This is a genomic window from Brucella thiophenivorans (genome assembly GCF_002252445.1).
In the GTDB taxonomy this organism is placed as follows: Bacteria; Pseudomonadota; Alphaproteobacteria; order Rhizobiales; family Rhizobiaceae; genus Brucella; species Brucella thiophenivorans.
The window spans coordinates 260,906-280,695 of sequence record NZ_NNRJ01000051.1; the positions used below are offsets into that span (position 1 = coordinate 260,906).

Below are 19,790 nucleotides of genomic sequence, written 5' to 3' on the forward strand. Positions count from 1 at the left end.
TTTTGCTCATGGCCTGCAAAGTGGATGCAATTCATCGTCTTCCGCCGAAAAACCGGCGGAAGGTCGATAAAAATGAAGGATTGCTTACCGCAGATGCGGCTATGTTTTAATTGGCCTTTGCTCCGATTTCCTTATCCCAGCGGTCAAGGATTTCCTTGCGCTTGGTCGGTTCGCCATACGTCTTGAAGTCGTAGTCGATCAGCTTGATGTCTTCAAAGCGAGGTGACTCTTTCGGGACTTCAGCGTTCTTGTTGGAAGGAAGCTGGAAGGATTTCGCATCCTTCATCTTCGACTGCACGTCTGCTGTCAGAGCCCAGTCATACCATTTCTTGGCGTTTTCGAGGTTGCGGGCACCCTTGATGATCGACATGGAGCCGATTTCATAACCCGTGCCTTCGCAAGGGGCGACCGATTTAATCGGAAAGCCTTCCGCAGTCATCGCAACCGCATCATGCATGAACACGATTCCGATGCCGTTTTCACCACGCGCCGCTGACTTTACCGGTGCTGAACCTGACTTGGTATATTGCGAAACATTAGAATTGAGCTTTGCCATATAATCAAAGGCTTCATCCTCGCCCATCAGCTGAACAAGTGTGGCAAGCGCCGTATAGGCGGTGCCGGAAGAGTTTGGATTGGCCATCTGGATTTCGCCCTTATAGGACGGATCGAGCAGGTCAGCCCAGCAAAGCGGCTCTTTCAGGCCCTTCTTGCTGAGAATATCTGTGTTGTAGCCCCATCCAAGCGCACCGGCATACACGCCGACAGTGCGAAACTCAGAGCTTTCAGCCTGCTTTTTTGCCCAATCCTGCAGTTCATCGAGCTTTGGCGATTTATATTCGAGCGTCAGACCTTCTGAAGCGGCTTGCAGATGTGGATCTCCTGTGCCAGCCCACCAGATGTCTGTCTTCGGGTTACGCGCTTCAGCACGCACCTTGGCATAGGTTTCACCAGATGACAGACGAACCATATTGACCTTGATACCGGTATCTTTCTCAAATGTGTTCTTCATCAGCTCACAGATCACGACATCTGCCGAACAGATAAGATTGAGATTACCAGAAGCTTGTGCCGAAACCGCAAATGATGAAACGCCAGCGGCAAAAGCCGCGGCCATAAGTGCTGAACGCATCATTATTCCTCCCTTTAGAGCAACTGAGATCGGCGTGAATCCAATCCGCGCTCTAACTCATTTGTTTTGCAGCGCCTCCACGCTGCAGCTTTTTGCAAGCCTGTGCATAGTCTTTGCCTTTTAATCTGATGTGTCAATCAACTTTTATAAATTTTATTCTGAAAATTATAGAAACGATTTAATCATTCTGTTTCTGCACAGCCTTGCAACGATGCACAAAAACGAAAAAGGCGACGCGAAGGTCGCCTCAGTCTCACTCATGTAAAGACCTATCAGCCGATGGCCATCAGGCTGGCATTTCCGCCTGCAGCAGTGGTGTTGATAGAGGTCGAAACCTCTTCCAGCAACCAGCTCAGGCAATAGCAATCTGCATTTTGTGCCAACTGCGCCGAGGTTGCAGCCTGTGTCAGCACGAGCGGACCGGGAAGTGCTGCCAGCTTCTTGTTAATATCGATGAGGCGCTCGCCCTCACCTTCAACAAGCGCACCGGCGAAAGGCGCATCTGCCTGCCAGTCTTTCGTCCAGACAACACGCGCAGCGACGCTTGAAGGCAAGCCCTTCAGAACATTGCGCAGACCCGACGCCTCATCAATGATGGCCTCGTTGCCGGTGGCAAGTGCGGCAGTCAGCTGACGATAAAGGCCGGATTCAGTCTGTGGAGCCAGAAGAATACGACCACGCGCATGAAGCGCATAGAGATTGCGTTCACCAACCGGACCCGGAAGCTCGATATTTAAACCAAGTGCAGAAGCACTGCCGGTTTCACGAGCGGCCTGCGCCAGTTCATTCATGCCGCGATTACCGAGCCATTTTGCGAAATCATTGAGCGCTGGATCGCTGTGAACCGAAGCCATGCGCGGCGGGATTGGCGCAGTTTCAACAAGGCGACCGAGATAGAGCGGACCGCCAGCCTTCGGACCCGTGCCGGACAGACCACGGCCCCCGAAAGGCTGGACGCCCACAATTGCACCGATAACGTTGCGGTTGATGTAGATGTTACCAACGCGGATGCGATCAGCAACATGAGCAATCGTTTCATCAAGTCGCGTATGCAGACCAAAGGTCAGGCCATAGCCGGTAGCATTAATGTCATCGATCAGGCTGTCCATGTCGTTACGCTTGTAGCGTACAACATGCAGAACCGGACCAAACACTTCACGCTTCAGATCGCGCAGACTGTCAATCTCGACGATGGTTGGAGCAACGAAAGTGCCTTTCCCGGTTTCAGGTCCAAGCGGAAGCTGCTCCACCTTACGACCCATATCGCGCATCGTCTGAACGTGCTTTTCGATGATGTCCTTGGCTTCAGCAGTAATTACGGCGCCAATATCAACTTTCAGCTTATCGGTACGGCCAATGGACAGTTCCTTGAGCGCGCCTTTGAGCATAGTCAGAATGCGATCAGCAACATCTTCCTGCAGGCAAAGAACGCGCAGGGCCGAACAACGCTGTCCGGCGCTATCGAAAGCTGAGCCAATCACGTCGAACACGACCTGCTCGGCAAGAGCGGACGAATCCACGATCATGGCATTCTGCCCGCCGGTTTCAGCAATCAGCGGGATCGGCTTACCATTAGGCAGCAGACGCGACGCAAGCTGCGCCTGAATAAGACGTGCAACTTCGGTCGAGCCGGTAAACATCACACCACAGGTCTCCTGTGCTGCAACAAGGGCTGCACCTATACGGCCATCACCCGGCAGTAGCTGCAAAGCATCAGCAGGAATGCCAGCTTCATGCAGAATACGCACGCCCTGTGCAGCGATGAGCGGGGTTTCTTCAGCAGGCTTTGCCAGAACCGGATTGCCTGCAACTAGCGCTGCTGCAATCTGGCCGGTGAAGATTGCCAGCGGGAAGTTCCACGGGCTGATACAGACAATTGGACCAAGCGGCTTGTGTGCAACGCCCAGCGTGCGGCGGGTCTGTTCGGCATAATAACGCAGGAAGTCGATAGCTTCGCGCACTTCTGCAATCGCGTTTGGCATGGACTTGCCAGCTTCACGCATGATGAGACCGAGAAGTTCTGCCATTTCACGCTGCATGATGTCGGCAGCGCGATCAAGGCAGGCTGCACGATCAGCAGGCAAAACGTGAGACCAGCTTGCAACAGCCTTCTCAGCCGCTTTCATTGCTTGCGCAACATCGTCGGCGGCGATTTCCGTAACCGTACCCACGACATCGGAATGATCGCCGGGGTTCAGAACCGGACGGCTCTCACCCTTAACCTTGCTTCCCACAACCTGCGGTTCCGCAGTCCAGGCGCGCGTAGCATTGGCTTTGAGCGTTTCGCTCAATTCTGCCAGCTGTTCTTCATTGGAAAGGTCAAATCCCACCGAATTTTTGCGAATGCCATAAAGGCCTTCAGGAAGGCTGATCTGGTCGTGACGTGCACCGACAACGGCCATCGAACGAACGACTTCCGCAGGATCGGCAATCAGTTCATCAACCGACACGCTCTTGTCGCCAATGCGATTGACGAAGGAAGAGTTCGCACCGTTTTCGAGCAGACGACGAACCAGATAGGCCAGCAGCGTTTCATGAGTACCAACCGGCGCATAAATGCGGGCTGGACGACCTAGCTTCGATGCACCGACGACTTCGTCATAAAGCGGCTCGCCCATGCCATGCAGGCACTGGAATTCATAAGAGCCGGTTTTGAAGTCCGGGCCTGCCAGATGATAGATCGTGGCAAGCGTCTGCGCATTATGCGTTGCAAACTGCGGGAAGATCACATCGCGGGCGCCAAGCAATTTGGCCGCGCAAGCAATGTAGGAAACGTCGGTATGAACCTTGCGGGTGTAGACCGGGAAATCTTCAAGGCCATCAACCTGCGCACGCTTGATTTCGGCATCCCAGTAAGCGCCCTTAACGAGACGAACCATGACACGACGATTGTTGCGACGAGCAAGATCGATAATGAAATCAAGTACAAACGGGCAGCGCTTGCCATAGGCCTGCACCACGAAACCGATGCCTTCCCAATCAGCCAGATCAGGATCTTCAATCAGGCTCTGCAGAAGATCAAGCGAAAGCTCAAGACGATCTGCTTCTTCCGCATCGATATTGAGGCCGATATTATACTGCTTGGAAAGGGCTGCGAGCTCCTTCACCTTTGGCAGCAATTCGCTCATAACACGTTCGCTTTGCGCGCGAACATAGCGCGGATGCAGTGCTGAAAGCTTGATCGAAATGCCGGGACCATCATAAATGCCACGGCCAGCGGAAGCGCGGCCGATCGCGTGGATCGCAGTCTCGTAATCCTTGTAATAACGTTCTGCGTCGGCCGCAGTCGTGGCAGCTTCACCAAGCATATCATAGGAATAACGGAAGCCGCGCTCTTCAAGCGACTTAGCACGCTTGAGTGCTTCATCGATGGTTTCGCCCGTGACGAACTGCTCGCCCATCATACGCATGGCCATATCCACACCGCGACGGATGACCGGCTCACCACAACGGGCGATCAGGCGCGTAAGCGCTGCCGAAAGGCCGCTGTCATTGACAGTGTTGGTGAGCTTGCCGGTAACAACAAGCCCCCAGGTTGCAGCATTAACGAACAGCGAGCGACCGCCGCCGACATGCGACTTCCAGTCGCCATTTGAAATCTTGTCACGGATCAGCGCATCACGCGTTGCCATATCCGGGATACGCAGCAGCGCTTCGGCAAGGCACATCAACGCCACGCCTTCCTGGCTCGACAGCGAATATTCATGCACCAGACCTTCAACGCCCGTGCCCTTATGCTTGGCACGCAGGGCTTCGATCAGCTTGCGCGCCGTTTCGCGCACCTGTTTCGCCGTTTCTTCCGGCAGGGTCGCCTGCTGAACGATTGCTGTCACGCATTCGGCTTCTGGCCGACGATAGGCATCGGTGATTGCCTTGCGCAACGGCGTCTGTACGCGAATTGGCGGCGCGAAATTCTGGAACACAGGAGTAGCGTTGGTGGTTAGCTTATCAGTCATGGTGCAATGCTCGCAAAAACAGGCTTAAGCCCAATTCAACTATGCTTTCGAGCGCATTTCGATCTGATTATATCAGATCGGCGCTCTCATTCTTTTTTTAAGCGCATCTTTTCCGAAAACCGTCTCACACTTTTCGGGATGCGCTCTATGTGGTCGCACACTATCACTGGTGCAAATTGCATTCTTCCTTCATTTGATCCATATAAAGGCAATTCGATCCTATTAAAGCGACTTCAAGAGGCAATTTGAATGCGAAAGATAGACTCTTTAGACGATCTGGATCAGTTCGATCGCCGCATTCTTGAAGTACTGAGCGATGATGGTCGCATTGCTATGACCGAGTTGTCAAAAAAAGTCGGTCTTTCCAAGACACCGTGTCAGGCACGCGTCAAACGATTGATCGATGAGGGCTATATTATCGGCTTCCGCGCAGCGATTGACCCCGAAAAACTAGGCCTTGATCATATCTCTTTTACAACCGTGAAATTATCGGACACGCGCGAAGCGGCCCTCACCGCCTTTAACGTTGCGGTGCGCAAGATACGCGAAGTCGAAGAATGCCACATGATCGCAAGCTCGTTCGACTATCTGCTGAAAGTACGAACGCCCAACATCCGACGTTACCGCGAGGTGCTGGGCGAAAAAATCTCAAGCCTGCCGAATGTAGCAAGCACTTCCACCTTTGTTGTGATGGAATCCGTCAAAGACAACCGCCCGGTTAGAGTCTATCCGGGCGCATTGTAGATTTTATAGCCCCTCGTTCGCCAGATAGCGTTCGAGCGTTTTGGCTGCTCCATCCAGCCATATCCGTTTGAGCGCCGCAGAGAAAGCTTCCACATAGACGGGATGTTGCGAAAGCGAGCCAAAAATATCGGTCATTTCGAGCCAGTGCGCCGGTTCGTCCTTGGCGAGTGCCGCCTGCTTTACCAGGCGATCCCATGACGGGTCATTCGGTTCGATCACCGCGCCGCTGTCCGTAGTTCCGTAGCAATAGCGGCACCATAGAGCGGATACCAGTGCAAGGCCCGTGACCGAATGGCCTTTGGCAAGTCTATCTGAAACCGTCGGAAGAATAAACTTAGGCTGACGGTTGGAACCATCAAGGCACAGGCGGCGTATTGTGTCGCCAATCTTCGGATTAGCAAAACGCTTGTCGATAAGCAGGCGATAGTCTTCTAGAACCGTATTTGGAACCGGCGGCACTTCGGGAATGATTTCTTCCTTGGTGAGCTTTTCCAGATATTGCCGGATCAGTGGATGCTCCATCGCTTCATGAACGAAATGAATGTCGAGCAGCCCACCCGGATAGGCAATCGCCGCATGTCCGCCGTTGAGGATACGGATTTTCATCAGCTCATAAGCGTCGACCTGATCGGAAAAGATCACGCCCACTTTATGCAGCCTTGGCCGTCCAGTCGGAAACTTGTCCTCCACCACCCATTGCTTGAAACCTTCGCAGAAAACCGGCCAGCCATCTTCAACTTCAAATTCTTTTAAAGCGATTTCGCGCTCGCGTGCGCCTGTTGCAGGCGTAATGCGATCAACCATGGAATTCGGGAAAGCCACATTGGCTGAAACCCAGTCCGCAAATTCCGGATCGCTAAGCTTGGCAAGGCCGACAATTGCATCTTCCGTAACATGCCCATTGCCCGGAATATTATCGCAAGACATCACTGTGAAGGGCTCGACATCGGCTGCTTTGCGCAGTTTCAGTGCCTGCACAATTAGACCAAAGACGGTATTCGGCTTATCGACATGAACGCCGTCATAGACAATATCAGGATGCGCGGCATCAAAATGCTGGCTTGCCGGATCGATATAATAACCGCCCTCAGTGATCGTCATCGACACAATGCGAATATCTGGCGACGTGAGATAATCCATCAGCGCCTTTCGGCCCTCGTCCGTCGAGATCGTTACATAATCGATCATCGAAGCCGTCACGCGCGCTTCTGAATGTTCAGCTTCCTGATCGACGACGGTGGTCAGCCAATCCTGAGCTTTCAGCGTATCGCGCATGGCGTCGTCGCTGGCCCGCACACCCGCGCCAACCAAAGCCCAGTCGTGATCAAGCCCCAAACCAAACAAATCATCAAGATAAACAGCTTGGTGCGCACGGTGAAAATTACCAACGCCAAAATGCACAATGCCGGGTTTTAATGCGGCAAGATCGTAGCCGGGCTTCTGAACTTTCGTAATGCTGGGCAAATTAGCGTGCGTAAGTTTGGTCATGAAACCTCCTCCTCAAATCAAGCCGGAACGAACTGGACCTTCATCGTAGCAGGATCAGTGCCCTGTTTTGTGAAGAACGGCAGCATTTCCTCAATCGGCAACCGATGTGACACAAGACGCGCCATTTCGCCCTTATCTTTATGAAGAATTTCGAGCGCTTGCGGAATATTACGATTAAGCGAGTGCGAACCGGCAATGCGTATCTGGCGGCGGAAGATTTCAAATGGTGCTACCGAGATGCGTGCATCGGGTGCGCAAACACCAAACACCAGCACCGTACCACCATCTGCCGTAAAACTGACCATGCCTTCTGCGACCTTGGCAATGCCCGTTGCGTCAGCCACGAAATCAAAGCTCTTCTTGCGCGCGTCAAGCTCTGCTGAGCCTGAAACAACAGGTTCTAGGCCGAGGCTTTCAGTGAAGGCAAGCCGATGCTCATTAATATCGGCAACCGCAACCTTCGCAACACCTTGCGCTTTAAGCGAGAGTGCCAGCAGCAGGCCGATCGGCCCTGCCCCAAAAACCAATGCGCTTCCAGTTCCTTGCTGGCCAGTTTTCAGCTCTGCCGCGCCAAGACCATTAAGAACGCAGGCCAGCGGTTCGGCAAGAGCCGCCACATCGAAAGGCAGATTGCCTATCGGATGCAAATGCTGCGCATTCACAACGCTTTTATCTGCAAAGCCGCCATTATGCGTGACACCATAGGCTTTGAGTTCTGCACAGAGATTGGTGAGTCCCTTCTGGCACGCCCGACAATGCCCGCAGGGAATGTTCGGGTCGACCGCAACACGATCCCCCAGCTTCACATTAGTCACGTCTTCCGCTACCGCGATCACGACACCCGCATATTCATGACCCGGCACAAGCGGAAACGCGCTTGAACCATAACGACCATGAAGCACATCAATGTCAGTGTGACAGAGGCCAGACGCCTTCACGTCAATCAAGGCATGTCCGGGTTTCAGCTCAGGGTCGGGGAGTTGGGCTAGCTCCGCTACACCGTGCCCTGTAAAATATATGGCTTTCATTTCTGCACCTAAAAATGGCTTAAGCCATCCAGTTTCCGCCATCGACGCCAAAGGTCTGGGCGAGAATGTAATCGCTTTCGGAAGAAGCGAGAAAAATCGCGATTCCCGTCAAATCTTCCGGCGTTGCAAAACGTCCAAAAGGTACGGATTTCGCAACGGCGGCTTTCTTCTCGCCGGGTTTCAAACCTTCCCATTTGGCAAAATTTGCATCCACCACATCCCAATGTTCGCCATCGACAACACCCGGTGCAATTGCATTGACCTGAATATTGTGTTTGACGAGTGCCAGCGCGGCGGACTGGGTGGCAGAAATAATCGCAGCTTTCGACAAGCAATAGAGGGTGACGAGTGCCTCGCCGCGACGACCAGCCTGGCTTGCCATATTGATAATCTTGCCACCACGACCGCGTTCGATCATCACATTCGACACCGCTTTCATCATGAAAAGCGGCCCTTTGAGATTGATGCCAAGCACGCGATCATAGCTGTCTTCGGTGATTGCATTGATCGGTGCCATGTCGAAGATCGCGGCATTGTTGACCAGAATATCGATGCCGCCATAGTCCTTATCGATTTCACCTACGATTTTTTCAATGTCAGCAAGGTTGGTAACATCAAGCTTGACCGCCTTTACCGCACTTCCCAGACCGCGCGCTGCTTCTTCCGCACGCTCAATATTGATGTCGGCGATGATGACTTTTGCGCCCTCACGCGCATAGGCTTCGGCAAAACCAAGCCCGATACCACGCGCAGCACCAGTGATGAGGGCAACCTTGTCTTTCAGTCTCATGAAGTATTCTCCGGAAGAGCTATTTCAATAAAATCAACGGTGCGTTTTCTTTTCCGACAATAAAAGCGCATGACGCTCACGGCGTTCAAGCGCCAGACCATCAGATTTGAAAAGATGCGCATCAGCAGGGTTAAACCCAAGATTGGCGGTTTCATGTGTGCGTGCGGTGCTGCCGCCACCGGCTTCGGCAACAATTAAATCATTTGCAGCCGGGTTCTGCACATAGAGATATGTCTCACCCCCAAGGCGTTCGACCACCATGATTTCACCGTCGAGAATGCCATCTGTCGCCGGATGAAGATGTTCAGGACGAATACCGAGAACCAGCGATCCTCCTGCATCAACGCCTTCTGCCTTAACCGGAACGGTTATGCTTTTAGCGTTGCTGAGTTCGACAGTGACACCATCGCTCTGTACGGATTTGACCTTAACGTCGATAAAATTCATGGTCGGAGAGCCAATAAACCCGGCAACAAAGCGATTGACAGGATGATGATAAAGCTCAAGCGGTGAACCGACTTGCTCCACTTTTCCGTCGCGCAGCACGACGATCTTGTCGGCAAGCGTCATCGCTTCAACCTGATCATGTGTCACATAAATCATAGTTGCTTTGAGCCGATCATGTAGACGCGCAAGTTCAATGCGCATCTGAACACGCAGCGCTGCGTCAAGATTTGAGAGAGGTTCATCGAAGAGGAAAATCTTCGGCTCGCGCACCATGGCTCGTCCAATGGCGACACGCTGACGCTGACCACCCGAAAGCTGGCGCGGCTTGCGATCCAGCAATTTGTCAAGTTGCAGCGTTTTAGCTACTTCTTCAACTTTACGGTCACGCTCATTCTTCGCGATACCTGCAAGTTTAAGCGCGAAACCCATATTATCGCGCACATTCATATGCGGGTAGAGAGCGTAGGTTTGAAATACCATCGCCAGACCACGTTCGTCAGGCGGCACCTCATTGCACTGGTGACCATCAATCATCAAATCGCCGCCAGTGATTTCTTCCAAACCTGCAATCATGCGCAGAAGTGTGGACTTACCGGATCCAGAAGGACCAACAAAAACCACGAACTCCCGGTCCTCAATATTGAGATCGACGCCGCGGATCACATCGACATTGCCATAGGATTTGGTTGCGTTGTGGAAAGATAGCGTAGCCATGGATTTTCCCTTATTTCACTGCGCCGAAGGTGAGACCGCGCACCAGCTGGCGCTGCGTAATCCAACCAAAGACAAGAATTGGCGCGATGGCGAGCGTGGAAGCCGCCGAGAGTTTTGCCCAGAAAAGCCCCTCCGGCGATGAGAATGACGCGATAAAAGCTGTCAAAGGAGCTGCCTGTGAAGCCGTCAGATTGAGGCTCCAGAAAGCTTCATTCCAACAAAGAATGATTGAAAGAAGCGCTGTCGACGCGATGCCGGGCAGGCTCAATGGCAGCAGCAAGTAACGGATTTGCTGGCCAACTTTTGCACCGTCCATACGGCTTGCCTCAAGAATTTCATGCGGCACTTCCTTAAAGAAAGAATAGAGCATCCACACAACAATCGGCAAATTGGAGAGCGTGAAGATTAGAATAAGCCCCGTGCGGGTATCAAGCAAACCACTATCGCGAGCCAGCAGATAAATTGGCACCAGCACGCCAACGGCAGGAAGCATTTTGGTTGATAACATCCATAACAGGAGATCTTTGGTGCGCTTTCCCGGAAAGAAAGCCGCAGCATAAGCAGCAGGCACGGCAATAATCAGCGAAAGTATTGTTGCACCGAGACTTTCCACGACACTGTTCATTGCATAGCGGAAATAATTGGCACGTTGATTAACCGCTTCAAAATTTTCAAGAGTAGGCGAAAAGAACAGTTTTGGCGGTGCCACCGCATCAATTTCCGTTTTGAATGATGCCAGCAACATCCATAAAATCGGAAAGAACATCAAAAGCGCAACTGCCCAGCCAATAATACCGGCAAAGACTGTGGCTTTGTTGAATTTACGTTTACCAGCCATCTTAGCCTCCTAAGTATCCAGGTTGCGCGCAACGGTGCGGATGAGGAAAATCGCGACGATATTCGCCAGAACGATGGCAATGACGCCAGCCGCAGATGCGCCGCCAATATCCCATTGCAGGAGCGCTTTCAGGTAGATGAAATAGGTAAGCGTGGTGGTGGCAATACCTGGCCCACCCGACGTGGTGACCAGAATTTCTGCAAAAATCGAGAGAAGAAAAATCGTCTCGATCATGATTACAACCGAGATCGGGCGTAGCAGATGCGGCAAAATGATGTAATAAAATAGCGCAGGTCCCTTGGCACCATCAAGGCGTGCAGCTTCCATTTGCTCACGATCCAGTGATTGCATGGCAGTCATCAGAATAAGCGTAGCAAACGGCACCCATTGCCACGAAACGATCATAATGATCGACGCCATGGGAAATTGTGAAAACCAATCGATAACCGGCAAGCCTAAGCTACGCGAGACGAAGGCAAAAAAGCCATTGACCGGATGCATCAGCAGGTTTTTCCAGATCAGTGCCGACACAGTAGGCATCACAAAGAACGGTGCAATGACCAGAAGTCGCGCAATGTTCTTGCCAAAAAAGTCCTGATCAAAAATCACCGCGAACAGCACGCCCAATGCGATGGATATTATCAAAACTGATCCAAGCAGGATCAATGTATTGGCGATAGCCGACCACAAACTCGGATCGGAAAGAAGAAACTTGTAATTCGACACACCGGCAAAGCCAGTCACGAAAGGGTTGATCAGATTGTAATATTGAAACGAAAACCAGAGCGTCATCGCCAGTGGGACTATCATCCACAACAGCAGTACAATAACTGCGGGTGCCAGAAGAGGGCCGGTGCGAATGCTGCGGCGTGATTTTTGTGCAAACCGAGATTTGGTGCTGGCTACGGCAACGTTGCTAGATGGCATAAAATGCCCCTCCCTTCCCGCGCATTCTCTCACTCCAATAAGAGCTTGCGAAGATTCAACCTGCTGCTCAAAGATGAGAGCAGCAGGCCATTGGCATATGTCGGCTTACTTGATGTAACCGGCCTGTGTCATGATCTGCTCTGCCTGACGCTGTGCGCCATCAAGAGCCGCATCCACGCTCTGCTGACCCGCAACCGCCGAAGAAATTGCCTGGCCGACAATAGTACCGATTGCTTGGAACTCAGGGATCGCTACGAACTGAATGCCGGTGTAAGGAACGGGATCCTTGGTGGGCTTGGTCGGATCAGCTGACTCGATTGCAGTGAGAACAGTTTCGGCAAAAGGTGCTGCCTCTTTGTAGTTCTCGTTAGCATAGGTCGACTGCCGTGTGCCCGGAGGAACAGCAACCCAACCTTCTTTTTCACCGACCAAATCGACATACTTCTTAGAGGTTGCCCATTTGAGAAACGACTTTGCGGCTTCCGCTTTGCTAGTTGATGCAGGGATCGCGAGGTTCCACGACCACGCCCATGCAGAACCGTTTGGCGTCACGTCCACAGGCGCTTTCGTGAAAGCAACCTTGTCGGCAACCTGACTTTGCGTTTTGTCATAGATACGCCCAGCCGCAGAAGTCGCATCGATCCACATCGCGCAATGGCCGGTAGAGAACAACGCTTGATTTTCGTTAAATCCGTTTGATGTAATCCCGGGAGGGCCTGCTTCTTTCATCAGATCAACGTAGAAGTTGACTGCTTTTTTCCATTCATCAGAATTGATCTGCGGTTTCCACTGCTCATCAAACCAACGACCACCAGAGGTATTCACGAGCGTACCAATATAGGCCATGTTTTCGCCCCAACCCGGCTTTCCGCGCAGGCAGAGACCATACTGCTCTTTCGACTTGTCAGTGAGCTTGGTCGCAAATTCCTTGATCTGCTCATAAGTCGGCTCATCCGGCATCGTCAAACCGGCAGCGTCAAACAGATCCTTACGATAGAGCGTGAAAGAGCTTTCTGCATAAAATGGCACTGCATATAACTTGTCATCGACTGTAAGACCTGCACGAACAGGCTTGATCAGGTCGTCATAATCATAATCGTCGCCAAGATCATCGACTTCCAGTAGCCATCCTGCCTTGCCCCAGATCGGCGCTTCATAGCCACCAATCGTCATAATATCGAACTGACCGCTCTTGGTCGCAATGTCAGTCGTTACGCGCTGGCGCAGAACGTTTTCTTCCAGCACAACCCAGTTCAGCTTGTTACCGGTTTCCTTCTCCCACTCCGATGACAGCTTCTGCATGATGATCATGTCGGCATTGTTGACGGTCGCAATGGTCAACTCCTCGGCCGAAGCCGTGTTTGCCATGATCACTCCACCCGCCACCGAGGCAATAAGCCCGGTAATAAAAGATTTGGTTCGCATCTCGTCTCCTCCTTTACGAAAGCATAGCAAATTTCTTACATGTGTAAAATTTATCGCGCGTCGATCCGCTCCTTGTCAAGCATGGTTTTTAATTTCTGTTTTTAGTCAAAAGTTTTGCGGCTTTCGAACTCTCTCGCGAACGATTTTTTACTCGCTCAAAATATAGGGCTCTTTCGAGTTGAAGTTTAACACATCTGGAAATTCACTGCATCTATCAGTGTGAAATCAATTGTCCGCTTGACGTTTCAACTGACCTTTGACAGTTTAAATTTATCTCGCAGGCAACAACAGCATTGCGAGATAAAAAGATATAAATAACTGAATTTGCTTTTATTTATGCGAAATATTGATTGATATTTTGCATCAAGAAAAGTGCGTAAAAACACCACATCAAGCTTGAAGCTGACCGATATAAGCGGCCACGAAGCCAAGCGAGCGCAGAACATAGAATGACGGACAGGACAAAAAACGTGCGCAAAAATATTCGCACTATGGAAGATTTCTCCGAGTTCGTAGGGCTGTCTCGTCCGACGGTTTCAAAGTATTTTAACGACCCGGATTCTGTGCGCCCCAAGACCCGTGCGCTCATTGAGACTGCAGTAATGCAGTCAGGGTTCCGGCCAAATCTTTTCGCGGTGAACCTTAATCGTCGACGCACGACAATTCTGGGAATTATCATTCCCAATCAGCTTGATCACTTCTACATGGCGATGACCCGTAGGTTGCAAACACTCGCAGAAAAGCGAGGCTATCTTGCAATTGTGTTATCATCTGACGGGAAGCCGGAACTGGAAAAAGAGGCGATAGAAACGTTGCGTTCGCTCAATGTGGCCGGTGCTATTATAGCACCGCTTGGCGAGCAGTCACAACACTCAGCACTCATGCGCCTCTCGGAAGATGTGCCAATTGTTTACGTTGATTCACCACTTGACTGCACTTCACCATTTGTCGGTACAGACAACGCAAAATCGTTTCATCTGATCGTGGATTATCTTTGCCGGTCTGGAACCGAGCCATGCTATTTTTCAATGCCGGTCGTCAATAACAACGCGATCAAGCGTCAGGAAGCTTATTGCACGGCAATGGAAAAGCTCGGATTCGAACCAAAGATTGTCGAACTTGAACAAAGCCGCAGCTGGGATTTTGAGCAATATGCCTTTGAACAGGCATCGCGTTATTTGCGTGAGAAAGGCAAATTTCCGACGAGCACAATTTTATGTTCGAATGACCGCATCGCCTTTGGCGTTATCTCGGCACTCTGGCAAGCTGGTTTGAAAGTGGGTCGGTTGAATGACTGCGATATTCGCGTTGCCGGTCATGATAACAATCCGCTTTCGGAATATACTTGCCCGCCACTCACCACGGTGGCGCAGGATTACAATGAGATTGGGCGGCTGGCAATTGAGCTTTTGTTTCGTACACTTGGCGAAACGACTGCCGGTAGTGAACCTTTACAGTCTGAAAGCCGTATTCTTCTCAATGCGGAAATTAAGCTGCGTTTATCGGCATAACCCAGCAAATCAAAAATGGCGGGTTCCCCCGCCATCAGAGTGCGTTTTGATCCGATTTAATCAGTTAAGGCCAAGTGTGCCGCGAAGGGTCGAAAGGTCTTCCGCAAGCGTGGTGATTGCGCCAGCCATGACCTTGCGATCTTCGTCCGTCAGCTTGTCGTATAGTTCATAGCCATCGCCCTTCTTGTATTTGGCAAGAATATCATTGACGGTTTTGAAATTCGCATCCGACTTCTTCAGAAGCTCTGGATTTTCCTTTTCGATCAGCGGACGGAACAGTTCGACGATTTTTTGCGAACCATCGACATTGGCCTGGAAGTCCCAGATGTCAGTGTGGCTATAACGGTCTTCTTCGCCAGAAATCTTGGTCGCAGCCACTTCTTCCATCAAAGCCGCGGCACCACCGACAACCTTTTCAGGTGGGAACGTCATATCCTTAACACGCTTCTGAAGCTCAACAACGTCGGCATAAAGCTTATCCGCGATTGGTGTCAGACCTTCGGTCGAATTCTGCGCAAAAAGCCCATATTCAAGGCGATGGAAACCGGTGAAATCTTCCGACTTTTCCGCATCTTCGTGATCGTCAGCGCGGCTGTCGATCGAAGCGTCAAGGTCTGCAAAAAGCTCGGCAATCGGCTCGATCTTTTCATAGGAAACGCGCGAGGATGGATAAAGCTCTTTTGCCTTTTCCAAATCACCAGCCTTGATGGCGTCGGTGAAAGCCTTGGTGTCTTTCACCAGTATATCCAGATTATCCTGAACATAAATCTTGTAATCAGCAATTGGCTGAACAAGATCAAGTGGCGACACTTCAGCTTTCGCAGTACCGAAACTTAAAGACATAGCGACGACACAAGCCGACGCGAGCAATGGCAGACGATATTTCATGCTTACCTCTCCGTGGTAATTAAGACTTTACCCACGCGCATTCTGCGGCCCACTCGCCTGCAGGAGTGCTCGTGCATAAAAGTCATTTTGATCTTTCACGCCGGGTAGCGAGAAGAAATAGCCGCCGCCAATCGGCTTGATATACTCCTCCAGAGGTTCGCCATCGAGGCGCTTCTGAACAGTGATAAAGCCCTTTTCTAGATCGGCCTGATAAGCGATGAACAGCAGCCCCATATCGAGCTGGCCGGACTTCGAGACTCCATTAGAATAGTTGAATGGGCGGCGTAAAATCAGATGTTGTTCGGCATCGGCATCACGTGGATTGGCCAGCCGAATGTGAGAATCCATCGGCGTGACCTTGCCTTCCGGATCCTTGGAATAATTAGGCACATCGCCTTCGGTCTTGCCGTCAAACGGCGCGCCGCTATCCTTGTGACGGCCAAAAATCGTCTGCTGTTCCTGCAACGGTGTGCGATCCCAGCGCTCGACAAAATTGCGGATAAGACGCACAGCCATATAGCTGCCGTTTGTTGCCCATTCAGGCTCATGTTTGTCCGGACCTATCCAGACAACACGGTCCATCAGGGCTTTGTCTGCCGCATCAGGATTGGCCGAACCATCGCGGAAGCCTAAGAAATTGCGCGCACTTTCCTTGGCTTTTGGCGAATGCGGCGGCTGCACTGGCACCGAGCCCTCCTGCTTCCAGCGCACCATCAGAAGATCAGGCAGATTCTTCATAATGTCACGCAGCGCATGAATATTGGTATCGGCCGTGTTTGAGCAGAACTGAATGACCAGATCGCCGTGGCACAAATCCTTCTGCAACGCATCATTGGGAAAACCCGTCATGCGCTGGAGTTGCTTGGGCTTGTGTGGCTTCAATCCGAAACGATCATCAAAAAGCGAATTGCCAAGGCCAACTGTGATGGTCAGATTGTCGGGCGTGACATGCGGTCCGAGAATGCCTGAATCGGCTGGTGGAAATTTCGGATCGAGCACAGGCGGCTCTCCACCTTTCATAAGAAAGGCCGTGCGTTCTGTCAAAAGACGGAACATGCGCTCTAGTTCAGCGCGATCACGCGCCAGAACATCGAACGAGGCAACGAGACCTGTTGCAGGGCGTGGCGTTACGATACCCGGTTGATGTACACCATAAAACGATTGGCTTTCGTGCAGCTTATCGCTTTCCGGCGCATTGGTTACGCTTTCGCTAGAAAGAGTATTAGCCGATGAAAGCGCGCTGGCGGTCTGCGGCGCAAGAACGCCCGCTACACCTGTTGCACCTGCTCCAAGCAAAAGGGCCCGGCGCAATGGCGAGGATGGTTTGCTATTGTCAGAATTATCATTTTTCAAAAATTTTCTGGTCATTAGTCTAGTCCAAGTTGGTCGCGGAGTTTTGAAAACTGGTCGGCAAGCGCTGTCGCACTTTCCTTAATTTTTGTCTTGTCCTCAGAAGAAAGCGTATCATAGGCTTTGTCATTATCGGCTGTCAGCAACGCGTTGACAGCTGCAAGCTGCGCGTCAACTTCCTCAAAAGCCTTGGGCTCGACCTTGATGACAATCGGGCGCAATATATCTGCTGTCTTTGCGGAACCTTGAACAAGGCCACCAAAAACCTGCAAATCCGTATGCGCATAACGATCATCACCAACATCGCCAGCAGTCGATGCAAAGCGATTAAGTGCAGATGATGTGCCAGCCAAAATACGGTCCGGTGAAATGCGCAATGCGCGAATACGATCCTTCAAACCGGTGGCATCCTCAACAAGCTTGAGTGTAACGGGTTGAAGGCCATCCAGTGATTTCTGTGCAAATAGGCCATATTCGATGCGATGCAGCCCACCAAAGGCCGGGTCCTGCTCACGCTTTTCAAAGAAATCAGCGCGGGCATTGATTGATGTGTCCAGATCGGAAAAAGCTTCGGAAACTGGCGCTATACGCGCATAGGCTTCGCGTGCTGGTGCATAAGCTGCCTGTGCCGCTTCAAGATTGCCGCTGGAAACGGCATGGGAAAGGGTTGCAACAGCCTTTTGGAATTCGGCTACTTCGGTAGCTAGATAAATTTGATATTCAGCCAATGCACCAAGAAAAGCAGTCAGAGGTAGCTTAGCCTTCTCTACCTCACTGCTTGCGGATGGTGTGACAATCAGCTTGCCACGCGGATTGGACAGCAGTCCGCAGGTTATCTGATATTCGCCCGGCGAAAGTTTGGCGGAAAGCGTCTGCCTGAAGCCCGGAGCAATGTTTTCGCGCTCTTCCAGAACCATGACGCCATCAAGGATTTCCCATTCAACCGAACGATCAGACTTATTGATGATTTCAAAAACTGTGCGCCCCGCAGGAACAGTCAGCTCATTCGGCTCGCAGCTTTTGCCATTGACGACGACCTGCACTTTGCCTTCGCTGTCTGCATGGCGTGACTTATTCGAAACTTTAGAAGCGTAATAAAAGGCAGCTCCCGCGGCCAGAACCAGCAGGACGGCCAGAACCAAAATCGCTCGCACGAGATTGCGGGAGAATGGTGCTGCGGGTTTCGGATTTTGCGGCTTGGTCATGAAAATCTCTTCAATTAAACGGTTTGCTTGACCTGAGCCGTCTGCGAAGGCGCAGAAGACGGCATCAGGAAAAGAATGAGTGCAGGAACAAGGAAGGCAACATAGGCCACGACTTCGCTGACCGTCGGTGTTGCGATATAGCCAAATATCCCAGCAAGAACAGAACCAAGAGTACTGTCGAGCGGCAGAACTTCACTCGTATCGAAAACAACCGTCTGGAAGTGGTTCCAAACACCCGCTTCGTGAAGCGCCATAACGGAATTGGCGAGAATACCAGCCGCAATGATGAGGATAAAAACACCCGTCCACCGGAAGAACCGGCGCAGATTAAGCTTCAAACCGCCTCGGTAAATGCCATAGCCAACAAAAGCGGCCAGAACCACGCCCAGAAGCGCGCCGAAGGGGGCAGCGCCGCCTTCGCTTTGTTGAAAAGCCGCAAGCAGGAAAAAGACCGACTCAAGCCCTTCCCGTGCAACAGCAAAGAAAACCATGAGAATAAGGCCAAAGCCCTTGTGGGTTGGCGTTTCAAAAACCGCATCAATCGATTGATGCAACTCAGCTTTGATAGAACGTGCAGCCTTGCGCATCCAGAACACCATGGACGTCAGCACAAAAACAGCAATCAGGCCAATAATCGCTTCAAAGAGTTCCTGCGCCTTTTGTGGAAATTCCGCACTCAGCAATTGCAGGATTGCGCCCACGGCGAGCGACAAAGCAAGCGCGAGCAAAACGCCGATCCAGACAACGGGCATCCATGCGCTGCGCCCTGTCTGGTGCAGATAGCTCGCAATGATACCGACGATCAGCGCTGCTTCCACACCTTCGCGGAACATGATGAGAAATGGTACGAGCATTCAAATTCATCCAAAAGACAGAGCTATCAATCCGCCCCTTGATTGACTCTCTTAAAAACCAGCACAAGCCGTCGTCTAAAGGCCATCTTTTATAACTGTGACGCTTTCAGTGCAAGTGAAATGAACTTGACCATCGTGGGAATGTTTTAGAATTATTCTAATTATTTCATAAACTTAACCGATCGAAAGTTAGTGATCTATCATAATTGGGCAAGTTTTATGGAGAGGTAGTAAGCCCTTGAAAAGGTTTCACAGTGAAGCGATCAGAAGGTTAAACTTCGGCTCAAAATCAATATGAAATAATGCTCACAACTTCTCAGCAAACTAGTGTTCCGCGCTTCAGAGCAATGAAGCCGCATATAAACGGCTTTCAAGTCTTCCGATGTCTTGCAACTGCACTCATTACTCCAGCCGGGCGGCGCTATCATAAACATATGGATGCCATACCCGCTGGATTTAACGTGCTTACATTTTTGAATATTTTGGCATGAGT

At 51.4% G+C, this 19,790-nt stretch carries 15 protein-coding genes; 2 read left to right on the top strand and 13 right to left on the bottom strand.

Annotated features, from left to right (window positions below; genetic code table 11):
- Positions 1-106: 106 nt before the first annotated feature.
- Both CEV31_RS15245 and putA read right to left on the bottom strand, forming a co-directional pair.
- Complete coding sequence (locus CEV31_RS15245; protein WP_094508584.1) at positions 107-1,132, bottom strand: ABC transporter substrate-binding protein; 1,026 nt, start codon at positions 1,130-1,132, stop codon at positions 107-109.
- 272 nt (positions 1,133-1,404) lie between these two features.
- Complete coding sequence (gene putA / locus CEV31_RS15250) at positions 1,405-5,088, bottom strand: trifunctional transcriptional regulator/proline dehydrogenase/L-glutamate gamma-semialdehyde dehydrogenase (RefSeq protein ID WP_094508021.1); 3,684 nt, start codon at positions 5,086-5,088, stop codon at positions 1,405-1,407.
- 249 nt (positions 5,089-5,337) lie between these two features.
- Between putA and CEV31_RS15255 the strand changes: the two genes are divergently transcribed.
- Positions 5,338-5,832 (top strand): Lrp/AsnC family transcriptional regulator, encoded by a 495-nt coding sequence (locus CEV31_RS15255; protein WP_094508023.1) that lies wholly within the window; start codon positions 5,338-5,340, stop codon positions 5,830-5,832.
- 3 nt (positions 5,833-5,835) lie between these two features.
- Here the strand turns inward: CEV31_RS15255 and CEV31_RS15260 are convergent, their stop codons facing one another.
- The 7 genes from CEV31_RS15260 to CEV31_RS15290 all read right to left on the bottom strand — a co-directional run bounded on the left by CEV31_RS15260 (position 5,836) and on the right by CEV31_RS15290 (position 13,489).
- Positions 5,836-7,320 carry a mannitol dehydrogenase family protein gene (locus CEV31_RS15260; protein ID WP_094508025.1) on the bottom strand — a complete coding sequence of 495 codons (1,485 nt, stop codon included), beginning with the start codon at positions 7,318-7,320 and terminating at the stop codon, positions 5,836-5,838.
- A 17-nt stretch (positions 7,321-7,337) separates the two neighbouring features.
- Positions 7,338-8,348, bottom strand: coding sequence for a zinc-dependent alcohol dehydrogenase family protein (locus CEV31_RS15265; RefSeq protein WP_094508586.1), 1,011 nt, complete (start codon positions 8,346-8,348; stop codon positions 7,338-7,340).
- A gap of 19 nt (positions 8,349-8,367) precedes the next feature.
- Positions 8,368-9,138, bottom strand: coding sequence for an L-iditol 2-dehydrogenase (locus tag CEV31_RS15270; RefSeq protein WP_094508027.1), 771 nt, complete (start codon positions 9,136-9,138; stop codon positions 8,368-8,370).
- Positions 9,139-9,171: 33 nt separating this feature from the next.
- Positions 9,172-10,299, bottom strand: coding sequence for an ABC transporter ATP-binding protein (locus CEV31_RS15275; RefSeq protein ID WP_094508029.1), 1,128 nt, complete (start codon positions 10,297-10,299; stop codon positions 9,172-9,174).
- Positions 10,300-10,309: 10 nt separating this feature from the next.
- Complete coding sequence (locus CEV31_RS15280; RefSeq protein WP_094508031.1) at positions 10,310-11,137, bottom strand: carbohydrate ABC transporter permease; 828 nt, start codon at positions 11,135-11,137, stop codon at positions 10,310-10,312.
- 9 nt (positions 11,138-11,146) lie between these two features.
- Positions 11,147-12,064, bottom strand: a complete 918-nt coding sequence (locus CEV31_RS15285; protein ID WP_094508033.1) for a carbohydrate ABC transporter permease — start codon at positions 12,062-12,064, stop codon at positions 11,147-11,149.
- Positions 12,065-12,169: 105 nt separating this feature from the next.
- Positions 12,170-13,489, bottom strand: coding sequence for an ABC transporter substrate-binding protein (locus tag CEV31_RS15290; protein WP_094508036.1), 1,320 nt, complete (start codon positions 13,487-13,489; stop codon positions 12,170-12,172).
- Positions 13,490-13,980: 491 nt separating this feature from the next.
- On the opposite strand from CEV31_RS15290, the gene CEV31_RS15295 reads away from it, so the two are divergent.
- A complete protein-coding gene (locus CEV31_RS15295; RefSeq protein ID WP_094508038.1) occupies positions 13,981-15,000 on the top strand; it encodes a LacI family DNA-binding transcriptional regulator in 1,020 nt (339 codons plus the stop codon).
- 60 nt (positions 15,001-15,060) lie between these two features.
- On the opposite strand, the gene efeO (CEV31_RS15300) is transcribed toward CEV31_RS15295, so the two are convergent.
- Genes efeO (CEV31_RS15300) through efeU form a run of 4 tightly spaced genes read right to left on the bottom strand, consistent with a single transcriptional unit; the run spans position 15,061 to position 19,297 of the window.
- A complete protein-coding gene (gene efeO / locus CEV31_RS15300; RefSeq protein ID WP_094508040.1) occupies positions 15,061-15,888 on the bottom strand; it encodes an iron uptake system protein EfeO in 828 nt (275 codons plus the stop codon).
- A 27-nt stretch (positions 15,889-15,915) separates the two neighbouring features.
- Entirely contained in the window at positions 15,916-17,256 is a 1,341-nt protein-coding gene (efeB, locus tag CEV31_RS15305) for an iron uptake transporter deferrochelatase/peroxidase subunit (RefSeq protein ID WP_094508042.1), read from the bottom strand.
- On the bottom strand, positions 17,256-18,443 hold the full coding sequence (efeO, locus tag CEV31_RS15310) for an iron uptake system protein EfeO (RefSeq protein ID WP_094508044.1): 1,188 nt from the start codon (positions 18,441-18,443) through the stop codon (positions 17,256-17,258). Before efeO (CEV31_RS15310) ends, efeB begins: the two co-directional genes overlap by 1 nt.
- A gap of 14 nt (positions 18,444-18,457) precedes the next feature.
- On the bottom strand, positions 18,458-19,297 hold the full coding sequence (gene efeU, locus CEV31_RS15315; RefSeq protein WP_094508046.1) for an iron uptake transporter permease EfeU: 840 nt from the start codon (positions 19,295-19,297) through the stop codon (positions 18,458-18,460).
- Between the last annotated feature and the right edge of the window lie 493 nt (positions 19,298-19,790).

Excerpts from the sequence above, each read along its gene's own strand:
- CEV31_RS15245 (WP_094508584.1), bottom strand. The coding sequence starts at position 1,132 with ATGCGTTCAGCACTTATGGCCGCGGCTTTTGCCGCTGGCGTTTCATCA.
- putA (WP_094508021.1), bottom strand. The coding sequence starts at position 5,088 with ATGACTGATAAGCTAACCACCAACGCTACTCCTGTGTTCCAGAATTTC.
- CEV31_RS15255 (WP_094508023.1), top strand. The coding sequence starts at position 5,338 with ATGCGAAAGATAGACTCTTTAGACGATCTGGATCAGTTCGATCGCCGC.
- CEV31_RS15260 (WP_094508025.1), bottom strand. The coding sequence starts at position 7,320 with ATGACCAAACTTACGCACGCTAATTTGCCCAGCATTACGAAAGTTCAG.
- CEV31_RS15265 (WP_094508586.1), bottom strand. The coding sequence starts at position 8,348 with ATGAAAGCCATATATTTTACAGGGCACGGTGTAGCGGAGCTAGCCCAA.
- CEV31_RS15270 (WP_094508027.1), bottom strand. The coding sequence starts at position 9,138 with ATGAGACTGAAAGACAAGGTTGCCCTCATCACTGGTGCTGCGCGTGGT.
- CEV31_RS15275 (WP_094508029.1), bottom strand. The coding sequence starts at position 10,299 with ATGGCTACGCTATCTTTCCACAACGCAACCAAATCCTATGGCAATGTC.
- CEV31_RS15280 (WP_094508031.1), bottom strand. The coding sequence starts at position 11,137 with ATGGCTGGTAAACGTAAATTCAACAAAGCCACAGTCTTTGCCGGTATT.
- CEV31_RS15285 (WP_094508033.1), bottom strand. The coding sequence starts at position 12,064 with ATGCCATCTAGCAACGTTGCCGTAGCCAGCACCAAATCTCGGTTTGCA.
- CEV31_RS15290 (WP_094508036.1), bottom strand. The coding sequence starts at position 13,489 with ATGCGAACCAAATCTTTTATTACCGGGCTTATTGCCTCGGTGGCGGGT.
- CEV31_RS15295 (WP_094508038.1), top strand. The coding sequence starts at position 13,981 with ATGGAAGATTTCTCCGAGTTCGTAGGGCTGTCTCGTCCGACGGTTTCA.
- efeO (WP_094508040.1), bottom strand. The coding sequence starts at position 15,888 with ATGAAATATCGTCTGCCATTGCTCGCGTCGGCTTGTGTCGTCGCTATG.
- efeB (WP_094508042.1), bottom strand. The coding sequence starts at position 17,256 with ATGACCAGAAAATTTTTGAAAAATGATAATTCTGACAATAGCAAACCA.
- efeO (WP_094508044.1), bottom strand. The coding sequence starts at position 18,443 with ATGACCAAGCCGCAAAATCCGAAACCCGCAGCACCATTCTCCCGCAAT.
- efeU (WP_094508046.1), bottom strand. The coding sequence starts at position 19,297 with ATGCTCGTACCATTTCTCATCATGTTCCGCGAAGGTGTGGAAGCAGCG.